18 protein-coding genes are annotated in these 22,544 nt (G+C 75.6%); 3 read left to right on the top strand and 15 right to left on the bottom strand.

The window, feature by feature from the left end:
* Positions 1 to 37 precede the first annotated feature (37 nt).
* Together dapD and BLS82_RS12355 are read left to right on the top strand one after the other, a co-directional pair.
* Positions 38 to 997, top strand: coding sequence for a 2,3,4,5-tetrahydropyridine-2,6-dicarboxylate N-succinyltransferase (dapD, locus tag BLS82_RS12360; protein ID WP_092866292.1), 960 nt, complete (start codon positions 38 to 40; stop codon positions 995 to 997).
* The gene (locus tag BLS82_RS12355) at positions 994 to 2,004 is read left to right on the top strand and encodes a hypothetical protein (protein WP_218123875.1); all 1,011 of its coding nucleotides are present in this window, start codon (positions 994 to 996) and stop codon (positions 2,002 to 2,004) included. The genes dapD and BLS82_RS12355 overlap by 4 nt, the downstream gene beginning before the upstream one ends.
* Before the next feature lie 22 nt (positions 2,005 to 2,026).
* Here BLS82_RS12355 and BLS82_RS12350 read toward each other — a convergent pair whose 3' ends face one another.
* From BLS82_RS12350 to fdxA, 3 genes are all read right to left on the bottom strand, one after another.
* Positions 2,027 to 3,349, bottom strand: a complete 1,323-nt coding sequence (locus BLS82_RS12350) for a citrate synthase (protein ID WP_092866289.1) — start codon at positions 3,347 to 3,349, stop codon at positions 2,027 to 2,029.
* 138 nt (positions 3,350 to 3,487) lie between these two features.
* Entirely contained in the window at positions 3,488 to 4,642 is a 1,155-nt protein-coding gene (dapC, locus tag BLS82_RS12345; protein WP_304442016.1) for a succinyldiaminopimelate transaminase, read from the bottom strand.
* Between the two features lie 26 nt (positions 4,643 to 4,668).
* The gene (gene fdxA, locus BLS82_RS12340; RefSeq protein ID WP_092866286.1) at positions 4,669 to 4,989 is read right to left on the bottom strand and encodes a ferredoxin; all 321 of its coding nucleotides are present in this window, start codon (positions 4,987 to 4,989) and stop codon (positions 4,669 to 4,671) included.
* Between the two features lie 85 nt (positions 4,990 to 5,074).
* Between fdxA and BLS82_RS12335 the strand changes: the two genes are divergently transcribed.
* Positions 5,075 to 6,196 (top strand): GNAT family N-acetyltransferase, encoded by a 1,122-nt coding sequence (locus tag BLS82_RS12335; protein ID WP_143028848.1) that lies wholly within the window; start codon positions 5,075 to 5,077, stop codon positions 6,194 to 6,196.
* A 50-nt stretch (positions 6,197 to 6,246) separates the two neighbouring features.
* On the opposite strand, the gene BLS82_RS12330 is transcribed toward BLS82_RS12335, so the two are convergent.
* The 12 genes from BLS82_RS12330 to BLS82_RS12275 form a co-directional block, all read right to left on the bottom strand.
* Positions 6,247 to 8,142, bottom strand: a complete 1,896-nt coding sequence (locus BLS82_RS12330; RefSeq protein ID WP_092866280.1) for a VanW family protein — start codon at positions 8,140 to 8,142, stop codon at positions 6,247 to 6,249.
* Positions 8,143 to 8,208: 66 nt separating this feature from the next.
* Positions 8,209 to 8,793 carry a flavin reductase family protein gene (locus tag BLS82_RS12325; protein WP_218123874.1) on the bottom strand — a complete coding sequence of 195 codons (585 nt, stop codon included), beginning with the start codon at positions 8,791 to 8,793 and terminating at the stop codon, positions 8,209 to 8,211.
* The gene (locus tag BLS82_RS12320) at positions 8,790 to 10,778 is read right to left on the bottom strand and encodes an AAA family ATPase (RefSeq protein WP_092866277.1); all 1,989 of its coding nucleotides are present in this window, start codon (positions 10,776 to 10,778) and stop codon (positions 8,790 to 8,792) included. The genes BLS82_RS12325 and BLS82_RS12320 overlap by 4 nt, the downstream gene beginning before the upstream one ends.
* Before the next feature lie 437 nt (positions 10,779 to 11,215).
* Positions 11,216 to 12,169 (bottom strand): N-acetyl-1-D-myo-inositol-2-amino-2-deoxy-alpha-D-glucopyranoside deacetylase, encoded by a 954-nt coding sequence (gene mshB / locus BLS82_RS12315; protein WP_092866978.1) that lies wholly within the window; start codon positions 12,167 to 12,169, stop codon positions 11,216 to 11,218.
* Positions 12,170 to 12,362: 193 nt separating this feature from the next.
* Entirely contained in the window at positions 12,363 to 14,294 is a 1,932-nt protein-coding gene (gene typA / locus BLS82_RS12310; protein ID WP_092866275.1) for a translational GTPase TypA, read from the bottom strand.
* Positions 14,295 to 14,335: 41 nt separating this feature from the next.
* Positions 14,336 to 14,779 carry a (deoxy)nucleoside triphosphate pyrophosphohydrolase gene (locus BLS82_RS12305; RefSeq protein WP_092866976.1) on the bottom strand — a complete coding sequence of 148 codons (444 nt, stop codon included), beginning with the start codon at positions 14,777 to 14,779 and terminating at the stop codon, positions 14,336 to 14,338.
* Complete coding sequence (locus BLS82_RS12300; RefSeq protein ID WP_176819082.1) at positions 14,776 to 16,500, bottom strand: ABC transporter substrate-binding protein; 1,725 nt, start codon at positions 16,498 to 16,500, stop codon at positions 14,776 to 14,778. The genes BLS82_RS12305 and BLS82_RS12300 overlap by 4 nt, the downstream gene beginning before the upstream one ends.
* Positions 16,501 to 16,650: 150 nt before the next feature.
* Positions 16,651 to 17,727, bottom strand: a complete 1,077-nt coding sequence (locus BLS82_RS12295) for an ABC transporter ATP-binding protein (protein WP_218123872.1) — start codon at positions 17,725 to 17,727, stop codon at positions 16,651 to 16,653.
* Positions 17,708 to 18,769, bottom strand: coding sequence for an ABC transporter ATP-binding protein (locus tag BLS82_RS12290; RefSeq protein WP_092866269.1), 1,062 nt, complete (start codon positions 18,767 to 18,769; stop codon positions 17,708 to 17,710). The genes BLS82_RS12295 and BLS82_RS12290 overlap by 20 nt, the downstream gene beginning before the upstream one ends.
* The gene (locus tag BLS82_RS12285; protein ID WP_092866266.1) at positions 18,766 to 19,740 is read right to left on the bottom strand and encodes an ABC transporter permease; all 975 of its coding nucleotides are present in this window, start codon (positions 19,738 to 19,740) and stop codon (positions 18,766 to 18,768) included. Before BLS82_RS12285 ends, BLS82_RS12290 begins: the two co-directional genes overlap by 4 nt.
* Positions 19,733 to 20,656 carry an ABC transporter permease gene (locus tag BLS82_RS12280; RefSeq protein ID WP_092866263.1) on the bottom strand — a complete coding sequence of 308 codons (924 nt, stop codon included), beginning with the start codon at positions 20,654 to 20,656 and terminating at the stop codon, positions 19,733 to 19,735. The genes BLS82_RS12285 and BLS82_RS12280 overlap by 8 nt, the downstream gene beginning before the upstream one ends.
* A 141-nt stretch (positions 20,657 to 20,797) precedes the next feature.
* Positions 20,798 to 22,456, bottom strand: coding sequence for a peptide ABC transporter substrate-binding protein (locus BLS82_RS12275; protein WP_369811079.1), 1,659 nt, complete (start codon positions 22,454 to 22,456; stop codon positions 20,798 to 20,800).
* Between the last annotated feature and the right edge of the window lie 88 nt (positions 22,457 to 22,544).

The raw sequence follows: 22,544 nt of genomic DNA, 5'->3' as shown, positions 1-22,544 counted from the left end.
CCCGACACTACGGGCGCACCGACCTACTCTGGGCGCCATGAGCCGCAGCGCGTGGGGGTTCGGCCTGGTCACGACCGCCGAGGACGGGACGGTGCTCGACACCTGGTACCCCTCCCCCGCCCTCGGCGAGCCGCCGGAGGGCTCCAGCGGCCCCTACGCCGTCCCCGCCGACCTCGCCGCGCTCGAGGGGAAGGACCCCGCCCGGGGCGTGTCCCTGGCGGTGGCGCGCACGGTGGTCGACCTGGACGCCGCCCCCGCCGACGCCCCCGACGCCTACCTGCGCCTGCACCTGCTCTCCGCGCGCCTGGTCGCCCCCCACGGCGTCTCCCTCGAGGGGATCTTCGGGGTGCTCGCGAACGTGGTGTGGACCAACCACGGCCCGTGCGCCGTCGCGGGCTTCGAGGCCGCGCGGCTGCGGCTGCGCGCCTCCGCCGGGCCGGTGCAGGTGCTCGGCGTCGACAAGTTCCCGCGCATGACCGACTACGTCGTCCCCGCCGGCGTGCGCGTCGCGGACGCCGACCGCGTGCGCCTGGGCGCCCACCTGGCCGAGGGCACCACCGTCATGCACGAGGGCTTCGTCAACTTCAACGCCGGCACCCTCGGCCCGTCCATGGTCGAGGGCCGGATCTCCGCCGGCGTCGTGGTGGGCGCGGGCTCGGACGTCGGGGGCGGGGCGTCGATCATGGGCACCCTCTCCGGCGGCGGACGGCAGGTGGTCTCCATCGGCGAGCGCTCCCTGGTGGGGGCGAACGCCGGCGTGGGGATCAGCCTCGGGGACGACTGCGTCGTGGAGGCCGGCCTGTACGTCACGGCGGGCACGCGCGTGCTGCTGCACCCGGAGCCCGGGCGGGGCGGGGAGCCCCGCACGGTCAAGGCGCTGGACCTGTCGGGCTCCTCGGGCCTGCTCTTCCGCCGCAACTCGGGCACCGGGGCGGTCGAGGCGCTGCCGCGGGCCGGGACGGCCGTGGCCCTCGACCCCGCCCTGCACGCCAATTGAGCGCGACCGCCGCCCGCCCCGCCGCGCCGCGGCGGCGCCCGGCCCCGCCGCCGCCGCGGCGCGGCGAGGGCGGGCGGGAGGGGGTGCGCCGCTCCCTGCTGCGCGCCCTGGGGATCACGGCCGTCCTCGGCGTCCTCGGCGGCGGGGTCTGGGCGGGCGTGCAGCAGGTGCTGCCCGACGGCTCCACCGTGCTCGTCGAGCGGTGCACGGCCCTCGCCGACGGCGTCGAGCACGACCTGGCGCCGGACCAGGCCGGCAACGCCGCGCTGATCACGGCGGTCGCGCAGCAGCGGGGCCTGCCCGCGCGGGCGGCGACGATCGCGCTGGCCACCGCGGTGCAGGAGTCGAAGCTGCGCAACATCGCCTACGGCGACCGCGACTCCCTGGGGCTGTTCCAGCAGCGGCCCTCGCAGGGCTGGGGCACGCCGGAGCAGGTCCAGGACCCGCTGCACTCCACCGGCGCGTTCTACGACGTGCTCGTGCAGGTCGACGGCTACGAGGACCTGCCCATCACCGACGTCGCCCAGCGCGTGCAGCGCTCGGGCTTCCCGCTGGCGTACGCCGACCACGAGCCGGAGGGGCGCGCCTACGCGTCGGCGCTGACCGGGTACTCGCCCGCCGCGCTGACCTGCCGCCTGCGCCCGGTCGAGGGGGCGCAGGCCCAGCGCCCGGGCGAGGACGGGTACTGGCCGCGCACCGCCGCCGTGGTCCAGCGCCTGCACGCCGAGCGCGGCGACGGCGTGCCGACCACCCCCGTCGACGACGGCGCGGACGTCGTCCTCGGCGCGGGCGGCACGGGCCCGGACGCCGTCCGGGAGGGGTGGTCGCTCGCGCACTGGGCCGTGGCCCACGCCGCGGACCTGCAGGTCGTCTCCGTCGCGACCGAGGGGCGGGTGTGGCGGCGCGAGGACCCCGAGGCCGGCTGGCAGCCGGTCGAGGGCGAGGACGCCGCCCTGGCCGCCCCGCCCGGGGCCGCGCTGGTGCAGGTCGCCGCCGGCGACGGCTGACCCGCCGGCGGCGCCCGTCCCGCTAGCGCTGCGCCAGCGGGACGTACGCGCGCTCGGTCGCCCCGGTGTAGACCTGGCGCGGGCGCCCGATCTTGGTCTGGGGGTCCTCCACCATCTCGCGCCACTGCGCGATCCAGCCCGGCAGGCGGCCGAGGGCGAAGAGCACCGTGAACATCTTCGTCGGGAAGCCCATCGCCTGGTAGATCAGGCCGGTGTAGAAGTCCACGTTCGGGTACAGCTTGCGCTCGACGAAGTACTCGTCGTGCAGGGCGATCTCCTCCAGGCGCTTGGCGATGTCGAGCAGCTCGCTCGGCCCCGTGCGCTCGAGGATGTCGTCGGCCGTCTTCTTCACGATCGCCGCCCGCGGGTCGTAGTTCTTGTACACGCGGTGGCCGAAGCCCATCAGCCGCACGCCCTTCTCCTTGGCCTTGACCCTGGCCATGAAGGAGTCGGCGTCGTCGTCCCCGCGCCGGATCGACTCGAGCATCTCCAGCACCGCCTGGTTCGCCCCGCCGTGCGCGGGCCCGGACAGGGCGTGGATGCCGGCCGAGACCGACGCGAACAGGTTCGCGCCCGAGGAGCCGACCATGCGCACCGTGGACGTCGAGCAGTTCTGCTCGTGGTCGGCGTGCAGCACCAGCAGCAGGTCGAGCGCCCTGACCACGGCCGGGTCGGCCTCGTACGGCTCCGCGGGGAAGCCGAACGTCATGCGCAGGAAGTTCTCGACCAGGCCCTTGGAGTTGTCCGGGTAGAGGAACGGCTGCCCGGAGCTCTTCTTGTACGCGTACGCGGCGATCGTCGGCAGCTTGGCCAGCAGCCGGAACGTCGACAGCTCCACCTGCTCGGCGTCGCGGGGGTTCAGGGAGTCCTGGTAGAAGGTCGACAGGGCCGAGACCGCCGAGGAGAGCACCGGCATCGGGTGCGCGTCGCGCGGGAAGCCCCCGAAGAAGCCCTTGAGGTCCTCGTGCAGCAGGGTGTGGCGGCGGATCCGCCCCTCGAACGCCTCCAGCTGCGCCGCCGTGGGCAGCTCCCCGTAGATGAGCAGGTAGCTGACCTCGGCGAAGGAGGACTGCTCGGCCAGCTGGGCGATGGGGTAGCCGCGGTAGCGCAGGATCCCGGCGTCGCCGTCGATGTAGGTGATCGCCGACTGCGTGGAGGCGGTGTTGACGAAGCCGGGGTCGAGGGTGACGTACCCGGTGCGGCTGAGCAGGGCGGAGATGTCGACGCCGTCGTCGCCCTCGGTCGCCGGCACGACCTGCAGGGGCAGCCTGCCGCCGGGGTGCTCGACCACGACCGGCGAGCTGTCGGGGACGGCGGTCAGCTGACCGGTCTCGAGCTGGGACATCGGACGGGCTCCTCCGGGTGCGGTGGCACGGGGGCGCGGGGCCGGGTCGGCTGCGTCGCCCGCGGCGGACGGTACCCGCCTCCGCGGCGCGACCGTCAACAACCCCACGAGCTCGGCGGCGCGTCGCCCGCGCCCGCCTCAGGGCGGGGTGAGCCGCGTCACACCCGCCCGCACCCGCTCGTCGCTGGCGGTCAGGGCGACGCGCACCCAGCGGGCGCCGAGGGGTCCGTAGAAGGAGCCGGGCGCGACGAGGACGCCGCGCTCGGCGAGGTCGGCCACGGTGGCCCACGCGTCCTCCCCGCGCGTGGCCCACAGGTACAGGCCCGCCGGGGAGCCGGGCACGGACAGGCCCGCGGCGTCCAGGGCCGGCAGCAGGGCCTCGCGCCGGCGCCGGTAGCGCTCGCGCTGCTCGGCCACGTGGGCGTCGTCCCCCAGCGCCGCCGCCACCGCCGCCTGCACGGGCGCGGGCACGATCATCCCCGCGTGCTTGCGGACGGCGACCAGCGCGGCGACCAGCGCCGGGTCGCCCGCCACGAACCCGCCGCGGTAGCCCGCGAGGTTGGAGCGCTTGGACAGGGACGAGACGAGCAGCAGGCCCTCGTGGCCGCCCTCGCACACGCGCGGGTCCAGCACGCTCGGCACGTCGTCGACGTCCCAGGCCAGCTCGGCGTAGCACTCGTCGCTGGCGACGACGGCGCCCACCGAGCGGGCCCAGCGCACCACCTCGCGCAGCCGCCCGGCGTCGAGGACCTCCCCGGTGGGGTTGGAGGGCGAGTTGACCCACACCAGGCGCACCCGCCCGGTCCCGGCGCGCAGGTCCGGCAGCTCCCCGGCCGGCACCGGCAGCGGCGTCGCCCCGGCGAGGCGGGCCCCGACGTCGTACGTGGGGTAGGCCACCGCCGGGTGGACGACGACGTCCCCGGGCCCGAGGCCGAGCAGCGTCGGCAGCCACGCCACGAGCTCCTTGGAGCCGACGGTGGGCAGGACGGCGGCCGGGTCCAGGTCCGGGACGCCGCGGCTGCGGGCCGCCCAGGCGGCCACGGCCTCGCGCAGCGCGGGGGTGCCCACCACCGCGGGGTAGCCGGGGGCGTCCGCGGCGCGGCGCAGCGCCTCCTGCACCACGGCGGGTGTGGGGTCCACCGGCGTGCCCACCGACAGGTCGACGATGCCGCCGGGGTGGGCCCGGGCGCGCTCTCCGGCGGGGACGAGCGCGTCCCAGGGGAAGTCCGGCAGCGCGGACCAGCGGCCGCCGCTGGGCTGGTCGTCCGGGGTGCCGCTCAGCGCGGCGGCCACCGGCGCGCTGGCGGCGTCCAGGGCGCTCAGTGCTCCTGCGGCGGCAGGGAGGCCACGAGCGGGCCGTCCTTGGAGATCACGCCCATCTTCGCGGCGCCGCCCGGGGAGCCGAGGTCCTCGAAGAAGGCCGCGTTGTCCGTGGTGTAGTCGGCCCACTGCTCGGGGACGTCGTCCTCGTAGTAGATGGCCTCCACCGGGCACACCGGCTCGCAGGCGCCGCAGTCCACGCACTCGTCGGGGTGGATGTACAGGGCCCGGTCGCCCTCGTAGATGCAGTCGACCGGGCACTCCTCGACGCAGGCCCGGTCCTTGAGGTCCACGCAGGGCTGGGCGATCACGTACGTCACAGGAGGGCCTTCCTGGCGGAGCGGGAGCGGGACGGGGCTGCCCCTAGTATCGCCGACCTGCCCGCGCCGTCACCCCGAGGGTCACGTGGAGGGTCCCCTGAGCGACCACGGCGGCAGCGCCCGCGCGCGCCTGCTGCGGCTGGGCCCCGGCGACGTCGGGCGCCGCGTCGTCGTGCGCTCCCGGCTGCCCGACGGGCGCGCCACGGACGTGCTCGGCGAGCTCGTCGCGCTCGACGCCGCCGGCCTGGCGGTGCGCCGCCCCGACGGCGCCGTGGTGCGCGTGGCGGGCGGGGACGTCGTCGCGGCCCGTCCCGTGCCGCCACCCCCGGCCGCCCGCCCCGGCGCGCCCGCCTCCGCCCTCCCCTCCGCCCTCCCCTCCGGTGATCATGCACTTCCGGTCCCCGTCGTGGAGCTGGAGGCGGCGCTGGCCGCCAGCTGGCCGGCCGTGGAGGTGCGGCCGCTCGGCGGCTGGGCGCTGCGGGCCGCCGGCGGGTTCACGCACCGGGCCAACTCGGCGCTGCCGCTGGGCGACCCGGGGGTGCCGCAGGGCGAGGCCGTGAGCGCCGTGGAGGACTTCTCCGCCCGCCGGGGCATCGCTCCGGCCGTGGCGGTGCCCGCCGCGCTCGACGCGCCGCACGGCGGGGAGCTGGACCACCTGCTGCAGCAGCGCGGCTACCGCGTCGTCTTGCCCGCGCTGGTGATGACGGCGCCGGTGGCCGTCGCGGCCGGCGCTGGCGCCGGGCCAGGGTCAGGGCCGGGCTCGGGCGCCGGGCCGGGGTCAGGGGCAGGGGCGGGGCCCGCGCTGCCCGACGGCCTGGCGCTGACCCTGGCCGAGGACCCGGACGCCGGCTGGCTGTCGCTGGAGCCCCGCGCCGGCGACCCGCCGTCCCCGGCGGCCCTCGCCGTGCTCACGGGCCCTCCCGTGCGCGCGTTCGCGACGGTGCGCGAGGGCGCCCGCACCGCGGCGGCCGCGCGCGCCGCCGTGGTCGGCACCGAGGGCGCGCTGGCCGCGGTGCACGTCGCGCCGGAGCACCGGCGCCGCGGCCTGGGCCGCGCCCTGCTGACGGCGCTGGCCGGCTGGGCGGCCTCCGCCGGGGCGCAGCGGCTGGCGCTGCAGGTGGAGAGGGACAACGCCGCGGCGCGGGCGCTGTACCGCGGCGCCGGCTTCACCGACCACCACCGCTACCACTACCGCGTGCTGCGCTGAGCCGGGCGGCGCCGAGCCGCGCGGCCCCGTCGGGCTCGGCGCCGCCCGGCTCAGCCGGCCGGCTCGGTCTGCGGGCTCGGCGCCGCCGTGGCGTCCTCGGGGTCGGACGCCGGGTCGGACCCGGCGTCCGGGCCGGGGTCCGGGGCCGCCCCGGACCCCGCTCCGGAGGACGCGTCGGGTGCGGCGCCGTCGGCCGGCGCGGGCTCGGCCTGCTCCTGCGGGTCGACGCACCGGACGGAGTCCTCGGGGACGTACCGGGTGCTGAAGTCCTCCGTGCGCGCCACCTGCCCGTCCCGCAGGAAGGTGCGCGTGACCGTGACGTCGAAGCCGACGTGCGGGGACTGCGGCACGCATCCCTCGGAGTCGTCGACGATCGTCTTCGGCTGCACGACGTTGCGCCGCGCGCTCTTGGAGGCCTCGACGTCCCACGTCTTCGTGCTCCAGAAGCGCGCGTGCAGCTGCCCGCCGCCGACCCAGGTCTGCATCAGCACCGCGTGCTCGGAGTCGTTGCGGAAGCGCATGTCGATCGTGCCGTAGTTGACCGTCGCCTCGCGGCCCTCGGGGTAGCGGGAGATGTAGAAGGAGTGGGGCTTGTGCTCCACGTCCTCCAGGCCGGCGAAGAAGACGGCGTTGAACAGGGTGGTCGCCATCTGCGAGACGCCGCCGCCGAAGTCCATCGCCAGGCGGCCGCCGGAGATCACCGGCGCCTGGTGGTAGCCGTTCTCCGCGGTGCGCCGCCCGAGCGCGTCGTTGAGGCTGAACACCTCCCCCGGCATGAGCAGGGTGCCGTCGACCCTCGCGGACGCCGTCTGCAGGTTCTCCGTGCGCAGCGGGTCGGGCGTCAGCTGGGTGGAGAACTCCGAGACGACCTCGACGACGCCGAGGGCACCGGCCTCCTCCGTCGTCAGCTCCGCCTCGGCCGGGGCGACGGTCGCGGTGACGGTGCGCTCCGCCTGCTCCTCGCTGGCCAGGGCGCTCAGGGCCGCCTCGGCGAGCGGGCCGGGGTCGAGGCGCTCGCCGTCCACCGCGGGCACCACGACCGGCTTCCCGTCGCGGATCTCGACGCTCGCGTCCTTCGCCGCGACGAACGCGTCCGGGTCGGCCTCCTGCACGGCGGCGCCGAGCAGCTCGCCGTCCACCTGCGGGCGCAGGCGCCCGTCCTCGGCGGCGAAGGACAGGGCCGGCGCGACCGCCGCGGGCGACAGCTCCACGCGCGAGCCGGCGACGACCACGGTCAGCGGCCCGGACGTCGCGGGCTGGCCGAAGGAGGCCATGGCCTCGTCGACGGCCTCCTGCCCCACGGCGGGCTGCTGCTCGGTGGCCGGCAGCCGCAGCGGCTGGGCCGCGGTCAGCCAGCCGTCGGCGAGGACGCCGGCGGCCTGCTCCACCTGCAGCGCGAGGCCGGCCGCGGGCGCGGTGGGGGTCGCGACGCCGCCGTCGAAGGTGACGGCGCCCTCGACGGGCGCGACGTCGACCTGCGCGGCCAGGGCCTGCAGCTCGGTGGCCAGCGCGCCCTCGTCGACGTCCGTGACGGGTGCGACGTCCCCGCCGCCGACCAGGTGGCGCCACAGGGTGCGCGGGTCGGCGGGGGCGCCGGCGGCGGCGTCCACGCTCGCGGCGGCGTCGAGCGCCAGGCCCGCCCGGGCCGGGTCGAGCTGGCCCTCGGCGTGCCCGACGCGCACGTCGAGGAACTCGGTGCCCGCGCGCTGCAGGCCGTCGGCCAGGGCCCGCGCGGCGGCCTCGCGCTGCAGGCCGCCGACGTCGACGCCGGCCACGGTGGTCGAGCGCGGCACCTGGTCGCCCAGCGCCCACGCCGCGCCGCCGTAGCCGAGGACCACGGCGCCGGCCACGGTGGGCAGGAGGACGGCACGGCGCCGCCAGCGCGGCGCGGAGCCGTCGCGCGACCGCTCGGCCCTCGTCTCACGCCTCGTCGTCGCGGTGCTCACCCGTCCCCCTGCCGTCCGGCCGGGCGCTCCAGGTGGCGCACGGACTCCAGCGATGCTAGATCGCGCTCACGCCAACCGCCGGTATTCGCTGAGGTAGCGCACGAGCGGGCCCGGTGGGGTCGGGCCAGGCGGGGCCGCGCCGGCCGGGACGCCGCCCGGCGCGTCGGCCGGGACGGCGGGGCGGGTGATCCCGACCACCTCGCCGACCACGACGACGTGGTCCCCGCCGGGGTGGGTGGCCGTGGTGCGGCACTCGAAGGCCAGCAGGGCGCCGTCCACGAGCGGCGCGCCGGTCGCGGGGCCGCGCGAGTGCGGCACGCGGGCCAGCTGGTCGACCACGGGCCGGCCCGGGGTGGCCAGCCACTCCGCCGCCCGGCGCCCGCCCTCGCCGAGGACGCTGAGCCCCCAGGTGCCGGTCTCCAGGACGGCGTCGAGGAAGCGGGCGTCCTCGTGCACGCACACCAGCAGCAGGGGCGGGTCGAGCGAGACCCAGGTGTAGGAGGTCACGGTGATGGCGTGGTCCATCCGCCGCAGCGTGGTGGAGGCGACGGCCACGTGGCCCGCGACGCCCGAGACCGCCGTCCGGAAGTCCTGGGGGTCGACCGGGGGGCCGACCGCCTCGGGGGCCGTGCGGCGGCTCAGCTCGCTCACCCGCGCAGCGTAGGGGCCTGCCCGTCGGCCGGGTCGGCGGCGGTCGGGGCGGTCGGGGCGGTCGGGGCGGTCGGGGCGGTCGGTGCCGCGGCGCGCACGCCGAGCAGGACGTCGGTGATCTCGTGCCCGACGAGCTCGTGGCGCTCCAGCAGCGCGTCGCGCAGGGCCTCGACGAGCACGAGGTTCTCGCGCAGCAGCACGCGCACGTGCTCGCGCTGGGCCTGCAGCAGCTCCTCGACCGCGGCGCGCCCCTGCGCGTCCCCGAGGACCCGGGCCACCAGGCCGTCGCCCGCGAGCGGGCTCGCCTCGATGGCCGCGAAGGAGATCAGGGTCTCCCCCATGCCGGCGGCCCCGACCATCTGCGCGGCCACGCCGGTGGCGTGGTGCAGGTCCCCGCTCGGGCCGGTGGAGACCTCGCCGAAGAACAGCTCCTCGGCGACCTGGCCGCCCATCGCGATCCGGATCAGGCCGGTCAGCTCGCTCTTCGAGCGCGTGTAGACGTCCTCGGCGTCCCCGTGCGCGAGCAGGCCGAGGGCGCCGGCGCGCTTGACGATGGTGAGGACCTCCAGGCGCCGGTGCGGGGCGACGAGGAAGGCGACGACGGCGTGCCCGGCCTCGTGGGTGGCGATCAGCCGCGCCTCGTGCTCGGTGTAGCCGACCGGCGCGCCGAGACCGACCTCCGTGACCAGGCGCGCGTGCTCGACGTCCTTCCAGTCCATCGCGCCCGCGCCGCGGCGCACCGCGTTGACGAGCGCCTCGTCGAGCAGGTGCTCGACCATCACCGGGCTGTAGCCGGAGGTGATGCCCGCCAGGGCGTCGCGGCGCTCGGGGTCGTCCAGCTCGGCCTCGTGGGCCTTGCGGGCCAGGTAGTGGTCGACGATCTCGCGCCGCCCGGCCCGGTCGGGCAGGTCGAAGGCGAGCCGGCGGTCGAAGCGGCCCGGGCGCAGCAGCGCCGGGTCGAGGGCGTCCGCGCGGTTGGTGGCGGCGATGAGCAGGACGTCGACGGGCTCGGTGCGCGGGCGCGGCAGCTGCCGGTGCGCGGGCAGCAGCAGGTTCACGGCGTCGGTGACGGCGCCGCGGGCCTTCTGCCACCCGGTCGGCTCGTCGAAGGACTGCATCTGCACGAGCAGCTCGTTGACCACTCCCCCGACGCCCTCGGTGACGGCGGCGTTCGTGACGGTCGCCGCCGGTGCCGCGCGGCTGACGAGGACGGGCAGGCCCTCCAGGCCGCCGCAGGCGGTGAGGCCGGAGGCGCCGGCCGCGGTGGCCCGGGCCGGCACGGGCGCGGCGGTCATCGGCATGCCCGAGCGCACCGTCGCGATCGCGTCGATCTCCTCGATGAACCCGATGGCCCCGCCCTCGGCGCGCGCGGCCCTGCGCAGGGCCTTGAAGTAGGCGCGGATCTTCCGGGCCGTCGCGCCGTAGTACATCGACTGGAAGCTCGTGCCCGAGACGTAGAGGAACGGCACGCCCGCCTCGGCGGCCATGGCCTTGGCCATGTGCGTCTTGCCGGTGCCCGGGGCGCCCTCGAAGAGCAGACCGCGCCGCGGCGTCCCGCCCATCTCGCGGCGGAAGGTGCGGGCGGCGAGGAAGAGGTCCAGGGAGCGCTGGACGTCCTCCTTCACCGGCGCCAGGCCCTTGACGTCGTCCATGCGCACGTCGATCTGCTCGGGCCGGTAGACCACGTGCGGCGAGCGCCCGGACACCAGGACCTGCGCCAGCAGCAGCACGACGAGGACGGCGAAGAACAGCCCGGCCATGACGTGCAGCGGGTCGAGGACCGGCAGGGTCGGCAGCCCCACCGGGTCCCCGCCCAGCAGCCGCACCCACAGCCACACCGCGACGGGCGCGAGGACGAGCGCGAGGCGGGCCAGGCGGCGCTGGCGGCGGCGCTCGCGCGCCCGGCCGACGTCCGCGGCGTCCCGGCGCTGGTGCGTCGGTGCGGTGGTGGCAGCGGTGGCGGTCGCGGTGGTGGTCGCGCTCATGGGGCCCCTCTCGTCACGGTTCGTGACCAGAGCACCGCACCTCAGCACGCAGCGCAACGACCGCGCGTCCCCACGGGCGGTTCCTGCTACTCAGCGTCACAGTCGGTCGCGCTCGTCCGAGATCGGCCTGTCAGGGTCCTCGTCCCGTGCCTCGCAGTGCGGTGATCATGGGCGATGCGCACGCCGGCGGCACTGCGGGCTGCACCTCGCCCATGATCGCCGTCCGCTCGCCCGTGATCACGGCGCGCCCGCGGGTGGCCGCGCCCCCACCTGACCGCTGTTGTGCGCCCAACAGCGGGAACGGGGCCCTCGGGACCGCATGTGTGCGCCCGACAGCGGGAGAGAGGCAGGGGCGAGCGCTGTCGGGCGCACACATGCGGTTGAGGAGGCAGGGGCTCGGGAGGCGGACGGCGACCGGGGGCCGCGGGGGCCGCGCGTCAGGGGATCGGGTGGTGGCTCGCGCCCGGGGTGTCGAGGCCGGCGAACAGGTCGCCCTCGCGGCCGTCCTCGCGCTCGCCCGCCGGCGCGGGCACGCCGCGCACGAGGCGGTACGCCTCCGTCGTCCACACCGGCTGCCACAGGTCGTGGGCGACGAGGAACTCCGCGCCGCGCACGCGCACCTGCGAGCGGTGCGCGCGCAGGGCGGCGACCTTGGCCTCCAGCTGCTCGGGCGCCTCGACGACAGCGGTCACCTCGTCGTCGTCGACGACCATGCTGGGCAGCTGGTCCCCCTCGCCAAGGGGGAAGGTCTCGGGCAGCTGCGAGCGCGGCACGACGTTCTCGTAGACCTTGGCCACCGACCACGGCTCGGTGCCGGCCACGGACGCCGCGCCCGGGTCCTCGGCCAGCTCGACGGCGCGCACGGCGACGTCGTGGGCGCGCACGTGGTCGGGGTGGCCGTAGCCGCCGCCGGGCTCGTACGTGACGAGCACCTGCGGGCGCACCGCGCGCAGCACCCCGGCGAGCCGGGCGGCGGCCTCGTCGAGGTCGGCCCGGGCGAAGGCGGACTCGCCCGTGTCGGGCGCCGCCACGGCCACGCGCCCGGGGCCCCAGGCCATGCCGGAGTCCTCGTAGCGCACGCGCGCGGTGTCGGCCGGCTGCTCCCCGTGCAGCGGGGCGTCGTCGAGGAAGCGGTGGTCCTCGACGCCGAGCGCCTCCATGGCCGTGGCCAGCTCCTGCGTGCGGTGCTCCGCCAGCGCCGGGCCGTCGCCCTCCAGGTGCACCAGGGACGGCTCGACGACCTCCCCGCGCTCCCCGCGCGTGCACGTCACGAGCGCGACGTGGGCGCCGGAGGAGGCGTAGCGCGCCATGGTGGCGCCGCTGCCGATCGTCTCGTCGTCCGGGTGGGCGTGCACGAGCAGCAGCCGGCGCGGGGCGTCGAGCGCCTCCATCGCCGCGAGGTCCTCGGGGTCCAGCACCCGCTCGGCGACGTCGTCCACGACGCTCGCGGCGTCGGACAGGACGTCGTCGGCCAGCGCCTCGGCGGTCTCGACGGCGTCCGGGGCGGGGCCGGGCTCGCTGCCGGGCGCGGTGGTCATCGCGCCACCGTAGCCCGGGCCCCGCCGCGCCGAGCGGCGGCGGGGCTCAGGCCCGGCGGGCGCGCGCGGCGGCCCTGGCCCGCTCGTTGGCGTCGAGGACGACCTTGCGGATGCGGACGGCGTCGTGCGTGACCTCGCAGCACTCGTCCTCGCGGCAGAACTCCAGGCTCTGCTCCAGGGAGAGCTTGCGCGCCGGCACCAGCCGCTCCAGCTCGTCCGCGTTGGAGCGGACGTTGGTCATCTTCTTCTCCTTGGTGATGTTGACGTCCATGTCGTCGGCGCGGGAGTTCTCCCCGACGACCATGCCCTCGTACACCTCGGTGCCCGGCTCGACGAAGAGCGTGCCGCGCTCCTGCAGGGAGGTCATGGCGTAGGACGTCGCCTGCCCGGCGCGGTCGGCGACCATCGAGCCGGACGCGCGGGTGCGCAGCTCCCCGAACCACGGCTCGTACCGCTCGAAGGTGGCGTGCGCGATGCCGGTGCCGCGGGTCTCGGTGAGGAACTCGGTGCGGAACCCGATCAGCCCGCGGGAGGGCACGAGGAACTCCATGCGCACCCAGCCGGTGCCGTGGTTGGTCATCTGCTCCATGCGCCCCTTGCGGACGGCGAGCAGCTGGGTGATCGCGCCGAGGTGCTCCTGCGGCGCGTCGATGGTCAGGCGCTCGACGGGCTCGTGGACCTTGCCGTCGACCTCCTTGGTGACCACCTGCGGCTTGCCGACGGTCAGCTCGAAGTTCTCCCGGCGCATCTGCTCGACGAGGATCGCCAGCGCCAGCTCACCGCGCCCCTGCACCTCCCAGGCGTCGGGGCGCTCGGTGGGCAGCACGCGCATCGAGACGTTGCCGACGAGCTCGCGGTCGAGGCGGTCCTTGACCAGGCGCGCGGTCACCTTCGCGCCCTTGACCTTGCCCGCGGTCGGGGCGGTGTTCGTGCCGATCGTCATGGAGATCGCCGGCTCGTCGACCGTGATCAGCGGCAGCGGGCGCGGGTCGTCGACGTCGGCGAGGGTCTCCCCGATGGTGATCTCGGGGATGCCGGCCACGGCGATGATGTCGCCGGGACCGGCCTGCTCGGCGGGCTTGCGCTCCAGGGCCTCGGTCATCAGGAGCTCGGTGATCTTCACGCGCTGCTGGGTGCCGTCCGCGCGGCACCACACCACCTGCTGGCCCTTGGCGATCGTGCCCTCGTGGATGCGGCACAGCGCGATGCGGCCCAGGAACGGGGAGGCGTCGAGGTTCGTCACGTGCGCCTGCAGCGGCGCGCCGGGGGTGTAGGACGGCGCGGGCACGGTCTCCAGGACGGTGCGGAACAGCGGCTCGAGGTCCTCGCTGTCGGGCATCCCGCCGTCCGCGGGGCGCTCCAGGGAGGCCCGGCCGGCGCGCGCGGAGGCGTAGACGATGGGGAAGTCGAGCAGCTCCTCGGCGTCCGCGATGTCGGAGGCGAGGTCGAGGAAGAGCTCGTAGGTCTCGTCGACGACCTCCTCGATGCGCGCGTCGGGGCGGTCGACCTTGTTCACGACGAGGATCACCGGCATCCGCGCCGCCAGCGCCTTGCGCAGCACGAAGCGGGTCTGGGGCAGCGGGCCCTCGGAGGCGTCGACGAGCAGCGCGATGGCGTCGACCATCGACAGGCCGCGCTCGACCTCGCCGCCGAAGTCGGCGTGGCCGGGGGTGTCGATGATGTTGATCGTCACGCCCTCGGGGCTGCCCGCCGCCGCGGCCGCCGGCCCGGTGTACCGGACGGCGGTGTTCTTGGCGAGGATCGTGATGCCCTTCTCGCGCTCCAGGTCGCCGGAGTCCATCACCCGGTCGACCAGGCCCTCCTCGGTCTGGTGCTTCCCGAAGGCCCCGGACTGGCGCAGCATCGCGTCGACGAGGGTGGTCTTGCCGTGGTCGACGTGGGCGACGATGGCGATGTTGCGGAGGTCGGACCTCGCGGCGAGGGTGCGGGCGGTCTCGCCGGTGGCGACAGCGGGCATGGGAGGGCGCTCGTTCCAGACGGGGGTGAGGAGGTCCCAGTCTACGGTCGCGCGGCGCCGTCCCGGTCATCGTCGCGGTCGGCCAGCGCCTCGAGGGCGGCCACGACCGGCAGGTCGGCGTCCAGCCACGCCACCGAGCGCCACTGGTCGCGCGAGAGCCAGCGCAGCTCGTCGTGGTCCTCCAGCGGGGCCGGGACGCCGTCGGTGACGACGGCCAGCCACACGCGCAGCCGCGCTGAGGGCGGCAGGTCCCACGCGCCGGCGAGCGGCCCGGGCAGCTCCGCGCCGAGGCGGACGGCGACGCCCAGCTCCTCGGCGAGCTCGCGGTGCAGCGCCTGCTCCGCGCCCTCGCCGTCCTCGACCTTGCCGCCGGGCAGCTCCCAGCCGCCGGCCAGGCGCGGCGGCTCGGTGCGGCGCGCGGCCAGCACCCGCGTCGGGTGCGCGAGGTCGTCGACCAGGGCGGCTCCCACGACGAGGACCGTCACCGGGCCGCCACCGACCACGTCTCGGCGTTCCAGGTCACTCCGGCCGGGCCGGGCTGCAGCGCCACGCCCTCGACGCCGGGCGCCGCGGCCACCACGCCGGGTTCCGTCCACAGCGGCAGGCCCGGCAGGTCGCGCTCCAGCTCCTGCTCGATCCGCACCAGGAGGTCCAGCTGCTCGCTCGGGTCCAGGGCGCGGCGCAGCTGCGCCGCCAGGTCGTCCACCACGGGGCTGGAGTACCCACCCGCGGCCGCGCCTCCTCCGCTCGCCCACCGCTGCGCGGCCAGCACCGGGTCCGGAGGGGACGGCGCGGTGACGAGGACGGCGTCCGCGCCGTCCCCCAGCCGCGCGGCACCGGCGTCCCCGCCGACGTCCCCGCCGGCGTCCCCGCCGACGTCCCCGCCGGCGTCCTGGACGTCGAAGCCGGCCTCCCCGCACGACGCGCGCACCAGCGCGACCGCCTCGGCCCGCCGGGGGTCGGTGCCGTCGTGGCCGACGCGGACGACGGTGCCCAGCGCCCCGCGCGCCTCGAGCACCGCCCGCGCGGCCGCGACGTCCTCGGCCTGCGAGCCGCCGCCGGAGGCGGCCGCGACATCGGCGTGGCCGGCCTGGTGCGGCAGCAGCGTGCGGGCCCGCAGCACCGACGCCCCCGGGTCGACGGGCGCGACGACGGCGTCGATGATCCGCGAGCGCGGCACGCACAGGGCCAGGGCGCGCCGCAGCTGCGGGTCGGCGAAGGTCCCGGCGACGTCCAGGAGCAGGTGCTCGGACGCCGCGAGCGGGCCGCGCTGGACCGCGGCGCCGTCGCCGAGGCGCTCGAGCTGCCGCACGACGTCCGCGCTCGCGGGAGGGGCGGCCACCTGCACCTGCCCGTCCGCCAGGGCGGTGGCCTGCTGCGCCGCCTCGACGAAGCGCAGCACGAGCACGGGCGTGCGCGGCGGCGCGCCCGCCCAGCGGGGGTTGGCGGTCAGGGTCAGCGACTGGCCGTCCTGCCAGTCCGCCAGCCGGTACGGGCCGGACGCCGGCAGCCGCCTCAGGTCCAGGGCGCCCGGGTCCAGCGCCCACCCGGTGCGCCACCAGCGGGCGGCGTCCTGCAGGCCGTGCCCGGGCCCGCCGCGCACGGCGGCGAGGACGTCCGCGACGCCGGCCTCCCGCTCGAGCACGTGCGCGGGCAGGATGCTGCCCGGCCCGAAGGCGGTGTCCCACAGCGCGGACGGCTCGGGATGCGCGACCGTGAACGCCGTGTCGCCGTCCTCGCACGCGGGGGCCCCCGTCCCCGCGTACCCGGCGCCCGCGACCGGGTCGACGGCACCGCCCAGGAGACCGGACCCGGCCGCCCAGGCCAGGACGGCGTCGTCGCAGTCGAGCGGCTCGCCGTCCGACCACACCGCGCCCTCGGCGAACGCGTACTCCACCACGAGCGGGTCGTCGGAGGTCTTCGTCACGGTGCCGAACGCCGGGTCGGGCGCGACCTCGCCGCGCGCCCCGTAGCGCCAGAAGCCCCGCAGCACCTGGCCCAGCACCAGCAGGTTGCGCTCGACGTGCTCCCCGGCCCGGTTCGCGTCGTAGGACGTCGGCTCGCTCCCGGCGGCGACGGTCACCCGCGCGTCCTGCGCCTCCTGGCCGCCGGCCGGCTGCGCGCCGCACGCGCACAGCAGCAGCACGCCCGCCGCCAGGGCCGCCGCGAGGGCCGTGCGGGGGCGCGGTGCGCGCACGGGGTCCACGCGCTCGACGCAACACCGCCGCCCCGGCCCCGGCAAGGCGGGGGCCCGAGCGCGGCACGACGCTGACGCACGGCGCGGCACGACGCTGACGGGCGGCGCGGCACGACGCTGACGGGCGGCGCGGCACGACCGTGACGAGGTCACGCCCGCTCAGCCCTCCGCGGGCACGACCTGGCGCGCCTCGGCGAAGTGGCACGCCGCCGGGTGGCCCTGGCCGCGGTCGACGAGCGCGGGCGCGTCGGTGGCGCACACGTCCTGCGCCTTCCAGCACCGAGTGCGGAAGCGGCAGCCGGACGGCGGGTCCGCCGGGCTCGGCACGTCGCCCTGCAGGAGGATGCGGTCCTTCTGCCCGCGCAGCGCCGGCTCGTGCATGGGCACCGACGACAGCAGCGCCTGGGTGTAGGGGTGGGACGGCGAGCCGTAGACCTGCTCGTCGGTGCCCTCCTCCACCACGCTGCCCAGGTACATCACGGCGACCCGGTCGGAGATGTGCCGCACCACGGACAGGTCGTGGGCGATGAACAGGTACGACAGGCCGAACTCGTCCTGCAGGTCCTCGAGGAGGTTGACCACCTGCGCCTGCACCGAGACGTCGAGGGCCGAGACCGGCTCGTCGCAGACGATGACCTCCGGCTGCAGCGCCAGGGCGCGGGCGATGCCGATGCGCTGGCGCTGGCCGCCGGAGAACTGGTGCGGGTAGCGGTTGACGTAGTCCGGGTTCAGGCCGACGCGGTCGAGCAGCTCCTGGGTGCGCCTGAGGCGGTCCTTGCGCGGCGCGGCGTCGGCGTGCACGGCCCAGCCCTCGGCGACGATGTCACCGGCCGTCATGCGCGGGTTCAGGGACGCGTACGGGTCCTGGAAGACGATCTGGACCTCGCGCCGGTACTGCTTGAGGGCGCGCCCGCCGAGGCGGGCGACGTCCTGGCCCTTGTAGAGGATCTGCCCCTCGGTCGGCCTCTCCAGCGCCACGAGCAGCTTGGAGACGGTCGACTTCCCGCAGCCGGACTCCCCCACCAGGCCGAGCGTCTCCCCGCGGGCCAGGGTCAGGTCGACGCCGTCGACGGCGCGCACGTGCCCGACCGTCTTCTTGAACACGACGCCCTGCGTGAGCGGGAAGTGCTTCTTCAGGCCGCGCACCTGCAGCAGCGGCTCCGCCGCGGGCGTCGCGGGTGCGGACGTGGTGGGTGCGGACGTGGTGGGTGCGGGCTCAGACGCCGGATGCGACACCGAGCACCTCCTCGCTGTAGTGGCACGCCGCCTCGCGCCCGGCGGCGACCGGGCGCAGCGGCGGGACGTCGGCGCGGCAGTCGCGGCCGGGCGCGGCGTCCGCGCCGATCCGCCGCTTCGGGCACCGGGGGTGGAAGGGGCAGCCGGAGGGGATGGCCGCCAGGTTCGGCGGCTGGCCGGTGATCGGGCGCAGGCGCCCGCCCTTGGCCTCCACCTGCGGGATGGAGCTCATGAGGCCCACGGTGTACGGGTGGGTGGGGCGGCTGAAGACCTCGTCGACCGTGCCTCGCTCGACGACCTCGCCGGCGTACATCACGGCCACCTGGTCGGCGACCTCGTTGACGACACCGAGGTCGTGCGTGATGAGCACCAGGCCCGTGCCGGTGTCGCGCTGCAGGTCCTGCAGCAGGTCCATCACCTGCGCCTGCACCGTGACGTCGAGGGCGGTCGTCGGCTCGTCGGCGATGAGGATCCGCGGGTCCAGCGCCAGCGCCATGGCGATCATCACGCGCTGGCGCATGCCGCCGGAGAACTGGTGCGGGTAGTCGTCGACGCGCCGCGCGGCCGCGGGGATGCGCACGCGGTCCATCAGCTCCACCGCTCGCTGGCGCGCCTCCTTGCGGGAGGCGCCGCGGTGGGCGCGGAACATCTCGCCGATCTGGAAGCCCACGCTGTAGACGGGGTTCAGCGCCGACAGCGCGTCCTGGAAGATCATCGAGATGCCGGGGCCGCGCACCTGCCGCTGCTCCTCGGCGGACATCGTCAGCAGGTCGCGCCCCTCGAAGCGGATCCCGCCACCGGTGACCACGGCCGGGGGGCTGTCGAGGATGCCCATCACCGCCTGCGCGGAGACGGACTTGCCGGAGCCGGACTCGCCGAGGATCGCGAGGGTCTCCCCCTCCCGCACGCTCCAGCTGACGCCGTTGACGGCGTGGACGACGCCGGAGCGGGTGCGGAACTCCACGCGCAGGTCGTCGACCTCGAGCACGGGCGCGCCGGGCGTGCGCCCGAGAGCGGAGGTGGTCGGGGACGGGGTGGTCATGAGCGCTGCCTCGGGTCCAGGGCGTCGCGCAGGGCGTCGCCCAGCATGATGAAGGCCATCACGGTCAGGGTGAGCACCAGGCTCGGGAAGAGCACCAGGTGCGGTGCGGTGCGCAGCAGCGTCTGCCCGTCGGAGATCTGCAGCCCCCAGGAGATGGCGGGGCGCTGCAGGCCCACCCCGAGGTAGGTCAGGGTCGCCTCGGCGGCGATGAGGACGCCGACGGTGATCGTCGCGTAGACGAGGACGGGCGCCACCGCGTTGGGCAGGATGTGCCGGACGAGGATGCGCAGGTCCGAGGCGCCCATCGCGCGCGCGGCGGCGACGTAGTCGGAGCTCTTGACCGCGATCACCTGCGAGCGCACCAGGCGCATCGCCGTCATCCAGCCGAACGCTGCGAGGGCGACGGCGACCGCGCCGGGCCCGCGCTCGCTGATCACCGGCAGCCCCGTCGAGGGGCCGACGCGCAGCAGCACCAGCGCCCCGAGGATCAGCGGCAGCGCGTAGAAGATGTCGGTGATGCGGGCGAGCACGCTGTCGAGACCCCGGCCGTAGTAGCCGGCGAGCGCGCCCACGACGACGCCGAGCAGCAGCACGCCGAGGACGCCGAGGACGCCGATCAGGAGCGAGTTGCGCGCGCCGTAGACGACGTTGGCCAGGTAGTCGCAGCCCTGCTGGTCGAAGCCCATCCAGTGCTCCGCCGACGGGGGCAGGCGCGAGTCGCTCAGGCTGCACGAGCGCGGATCGGCGCCGCGCGCGAACAGCTGGGGCACGACCGCCATGGCGACGAACAGGACGCCGAGCGCGGAGCCGATCCAGAAGAGCGGGTTGCGCTTCAGCGCGTCCCAGGCGTCGCTCCACAGGCTGTTCTGGCGGGACTGCGTGACGTCGACGTCCGGCTCGGCGAGCCCCGTCGTCGTCCCGGCGAGCACCTCGTCGTGGCGCAGGTCGGCCTGCTGCTGGTCGCTACTCATAGCGGATCCTCGGGTCGAGGACGGCGTAGAGGACGTCCACGACCAGGTTGAAGAAGATGAAGACGAACACCATCAGGGTGATGATGCCGACGACGACGGCGCCCTCCTGGCCGCGCACGGCGTCGAAGACGGCGCGCCCGATGCCGGGGAGGTTGAACACCGTCTCGGTGACGATCGCCCCGCCCAGCAGGGTTCCGACGTCCGCACCGATGAACGTGATCACGGGGATCAGGCTGTTGCGCAGGGTGTGCCGCACGACCACCGTGCTCGGGGGCAGGCCCTTGGCGCGCGCCGTGCGCACGTAGTCGGCCCGCATGTTCTCCGCGATGCTCGTGCGCGTCAGCCGCGCCACGTACGCCAGGGAGCCGGCGGCCAGCACGAGGCCGGGCAGCAGGTAGCTGTACCAGCCCTCGTTGGTCCCGGAGGTCGGGAACCAGCCCAGCCGCAGGCCGAGGGCGAACTGCGCCACGAACGCCAGCACGAGGATCGGGATCGAGACCACGAGCGTCGTGGAGACCAGCACGAGGCTGTCGAAGAAGCTGCTGCGGCGGATGCCGGCCAGCACGCCGGCGACGACGCCGATGACGGCCTCGAAGACGATCGCCACGAGGGTCAGGCGCACCGTCACCGGCAGCCGCTGGAGGATGGTGTCGAGCACGGGACGGCCGCGGAAGTCCGTGCCGAGGTCCCCCTGCAGGAGCCCGCCGAGGTACTTGGCGTACTGCACCAGGAGCGGGTCGTCGAGGTTGAACTCCTCGCGCAGCTGGGCCACGACGGCCGGCGCGAGCGGGCGGTCCCCCGCCAGGGCGCGGATCGGATCGCCCGGCAGGGCGTAGACCATCGCGAAGATCAGGAACGAGGCCCCGAGCATGACGGGGATGGTGAGCAGAAGGCGGCGCGCGACGTAGCGGCCCATGGCCCTCCTCCTTGTGTGGTCGACGGTGACGCGCCGACGACGCGGTGTTCGTGGTGCGAGACGCCCCGCCACGAACGTCCGCCGGGGGCCGTCCAGTGCGGACGGCACCCCGGCGGCGTTACGTGCGGTGAAGCGGTCGCGTCAGTTCACCGTGACGCCCGCGGTGTCGATGTCGCCGAAGACGTCGATCACCACGTCGCTGACGTTCTCCGAGTGCATGGCCTGCTCGAGCTCGAAGAACATCGGGATGACCGGCATGTCCTCCAGCACCACGTCCTCCGCCTGCTGGTACAGCGCGATGGCCTCCTCGTTGCTGCTCGCGGAGTTGCCCTGCTGGACCAGCTGGTCGAACTGCGGGTTGGAGTAGAACGTGGAGTTCGAGCCCGCCGGCGGCAGCGCCGCCGTGGAGTACAGCGGCTCGAGGTAGTTCTGCGGGCTCGGGTAGTCCATGCTCCAGCCGAGGCGGAACGGGCCGGTGTAGCCCCTCTCGTCGCCCAGCGGCAGGTACTCGGCGAACTCGAGCTCACCGCGCAGGGTGTACTCCAGCCCGAGGTTCTCCCGCAGCTGGTTGCCCACCGCCTCGATGTAGGCGTCGTGGCCGGCGCCGGCGTTGAACCACAGCTCGACCGGCTGGCTGCGGTCGAAGCCGGCCTCGTCGAGCAGCTGGTCGGCCCGCTCGACGTCCAGCACGCAGTACTCGCAGGCGCCCTCGCGGTAGCCGTCGACGACGGGGGCGATGACCGAGTCGGCCGGCTCGCGCCCGCCGGCGAAGATCGCGTCCGCGATCGCCTGGCGGTCGACGGCCATGGACAGCGCCTGGCGCACCCGCTTGTCGGCGTAGCGCGGGTCGTAGGTCGGGAAGCCGAGGTAGGCGAACCCGGACGACGGCGCCTCGAGGTAGCGGTCCCCGAACTCGTCCTGGGCGGTCGCCAGGGCGTCCGGCGGCACGTCCGGGAGGACGTCGAGGTTGCCCCCCTGCACGTCGGTGTAGGCGGTGTTCAGGTCGGCGTAGACGCGGAACTCCACGGAGTCGGCCTGCGCGGCCCCTTCCCCGGCGTACTCGTCGTAACGGGTCACGGTGAACCCCTGCCCCGGGACGAACTCCTCGTCGGCCCGGAACGGGCCGTTGCCGACCGGCTGCCGACCGGCGGCCTCTGGGTCGGTGAAGAAGGACTCCGGCAGCGGGTAGAAGGCGCTGTAGCCGACGGTGACGGGGAACTGGGCGAACGGAGACGCCAGCGCGACGGTGAACGTGCGGTCGTCGACGACGGACAGACCGCTCATCTCGGTGGCCGCGGGCTCGCCCGTGACGGTGCCCGCCTCGTCGGTCGGCGCCTGCAGCTCGTCGTAACCGGCGATGTTGGAGAAGAAGTACGACGCGTTCTGGGCGTTCGGGCTGTACGCCGTGTAGTTCCACGAGTCGACGAAGGAGCTCGCCGTCACGGGCGTGCCGTCGTGGAAGGTCCAGCCGTCCTTCAGCGTCACGGTCCACGTGGTGTTGTCCTCGGACTCGATGGACTCGGCCACGCCGGTGTACTCCACCTCACCCTCGGCCGTGTACTCCACCAGTCCGGTCCACAGGGACGAGATGACCTGGTGACCCTCGGACTCGGTGGTGTTGCCGGGCACCAGCGGGTTCTCGGGATCTCCGATGTACATGCTGAAGGTGCCGCCGCCGCTGCCGCCCTCGCCACCGCCCTCGGTGCCGGTCTCGCCGCCACCACCGGAGCAGGCGGTGAGCAGCAGCGTCATCGAGGCCACGGCCATCACGGCGCGCGTCCTCCGGGTTCCAACCCGCATGTTGCCTCCATCACTGAGTGGGTGCTGCACCCGCGGGGTCCGACGGTCAGCCGTGGTCGCGCGTGCGCAGCCAGGGCCCGCCGCGCAG

Origin of the sequence: Quadrisphaera sp. DSM 44207 (genome assembly GCF_900101335.1) — a bacterium.
Taxonomy (GTDB): domain Bacteria; phylum Actinomycetota; class Actinomycetes; order Actinomycetales; family Quadrisphaeraceae; genus DSM-44207.
Note: the sequence above shows the minus strand (reverse complement) of the source record. Positions and strands in the feature narration are given on the sequence as shown.

Bases quoted from the DNA above. Each gene is read 5' to 3' on its own strand.
- BLS82_RS12320 (WP_092866277.1), bottom strand. From the start codon at position 10,778: ATGAGCGCGACCACCACCGCGACCGCCACCGCTGCCACCACCGCACCG.
- mshB (WP_092866978.1), bottom strand. From the start codon at position 12,169: ATGGAGGCGCTCGACGCCCCGCGCCGGCTGCTGCTCGTGCACGCCCAC.
- BLS82_RS12290 (WP_092866269.1), bottom strand. From the start codon at position 18,769: ATGACCACCCCGTCCCCGACCACCTCCGCTCTCGGGCGCACGCCCGGC.
- BLS82_RS12285 (WP_092866266.1), bottom strand. From the start codon at position 19,740: ATGAGTAGCGACCAGCAGCAGGCCGACCTGCGCCACGACGAGGTGCTC.
- typA (WP_092866275.1), bottom strand. From the start codon at position 14,294: ATGCCCGCTGTCGCCACCGGCGAGACCGCCCGCACCCTCGCCGCGAGG.
- BLS82_RS12280 (WP_092866263.1), bottom strand. From the start codon at position 20,656: ATGGGCCGCTACGTCGCGCGCCGCCTTCTGCTCACCATCCCCGTCATG.
- dapD (WP_092866292.1), top strand. From the start codon at position 38: ATGAGCCGCAGCGCGTGGGGGTTCGGCCTGGTCACGACCGCCGAGGAC.
- BLS82_RS12275 (WP_369811079.1), bottom strand. From the start codon at position 22,456: ATGCGGGTTGGAACCCGGAGGACGCGCGCCGTGATGGCCGTGGCCTCG.
- BLS82_RS12350 (WP_092866289.1), bottom strand. From the start codon at position 3,349: ATGTCCCAGCTCGAGACCGGTCAGCTGACCGCCGTCCCCGACAGCTCG.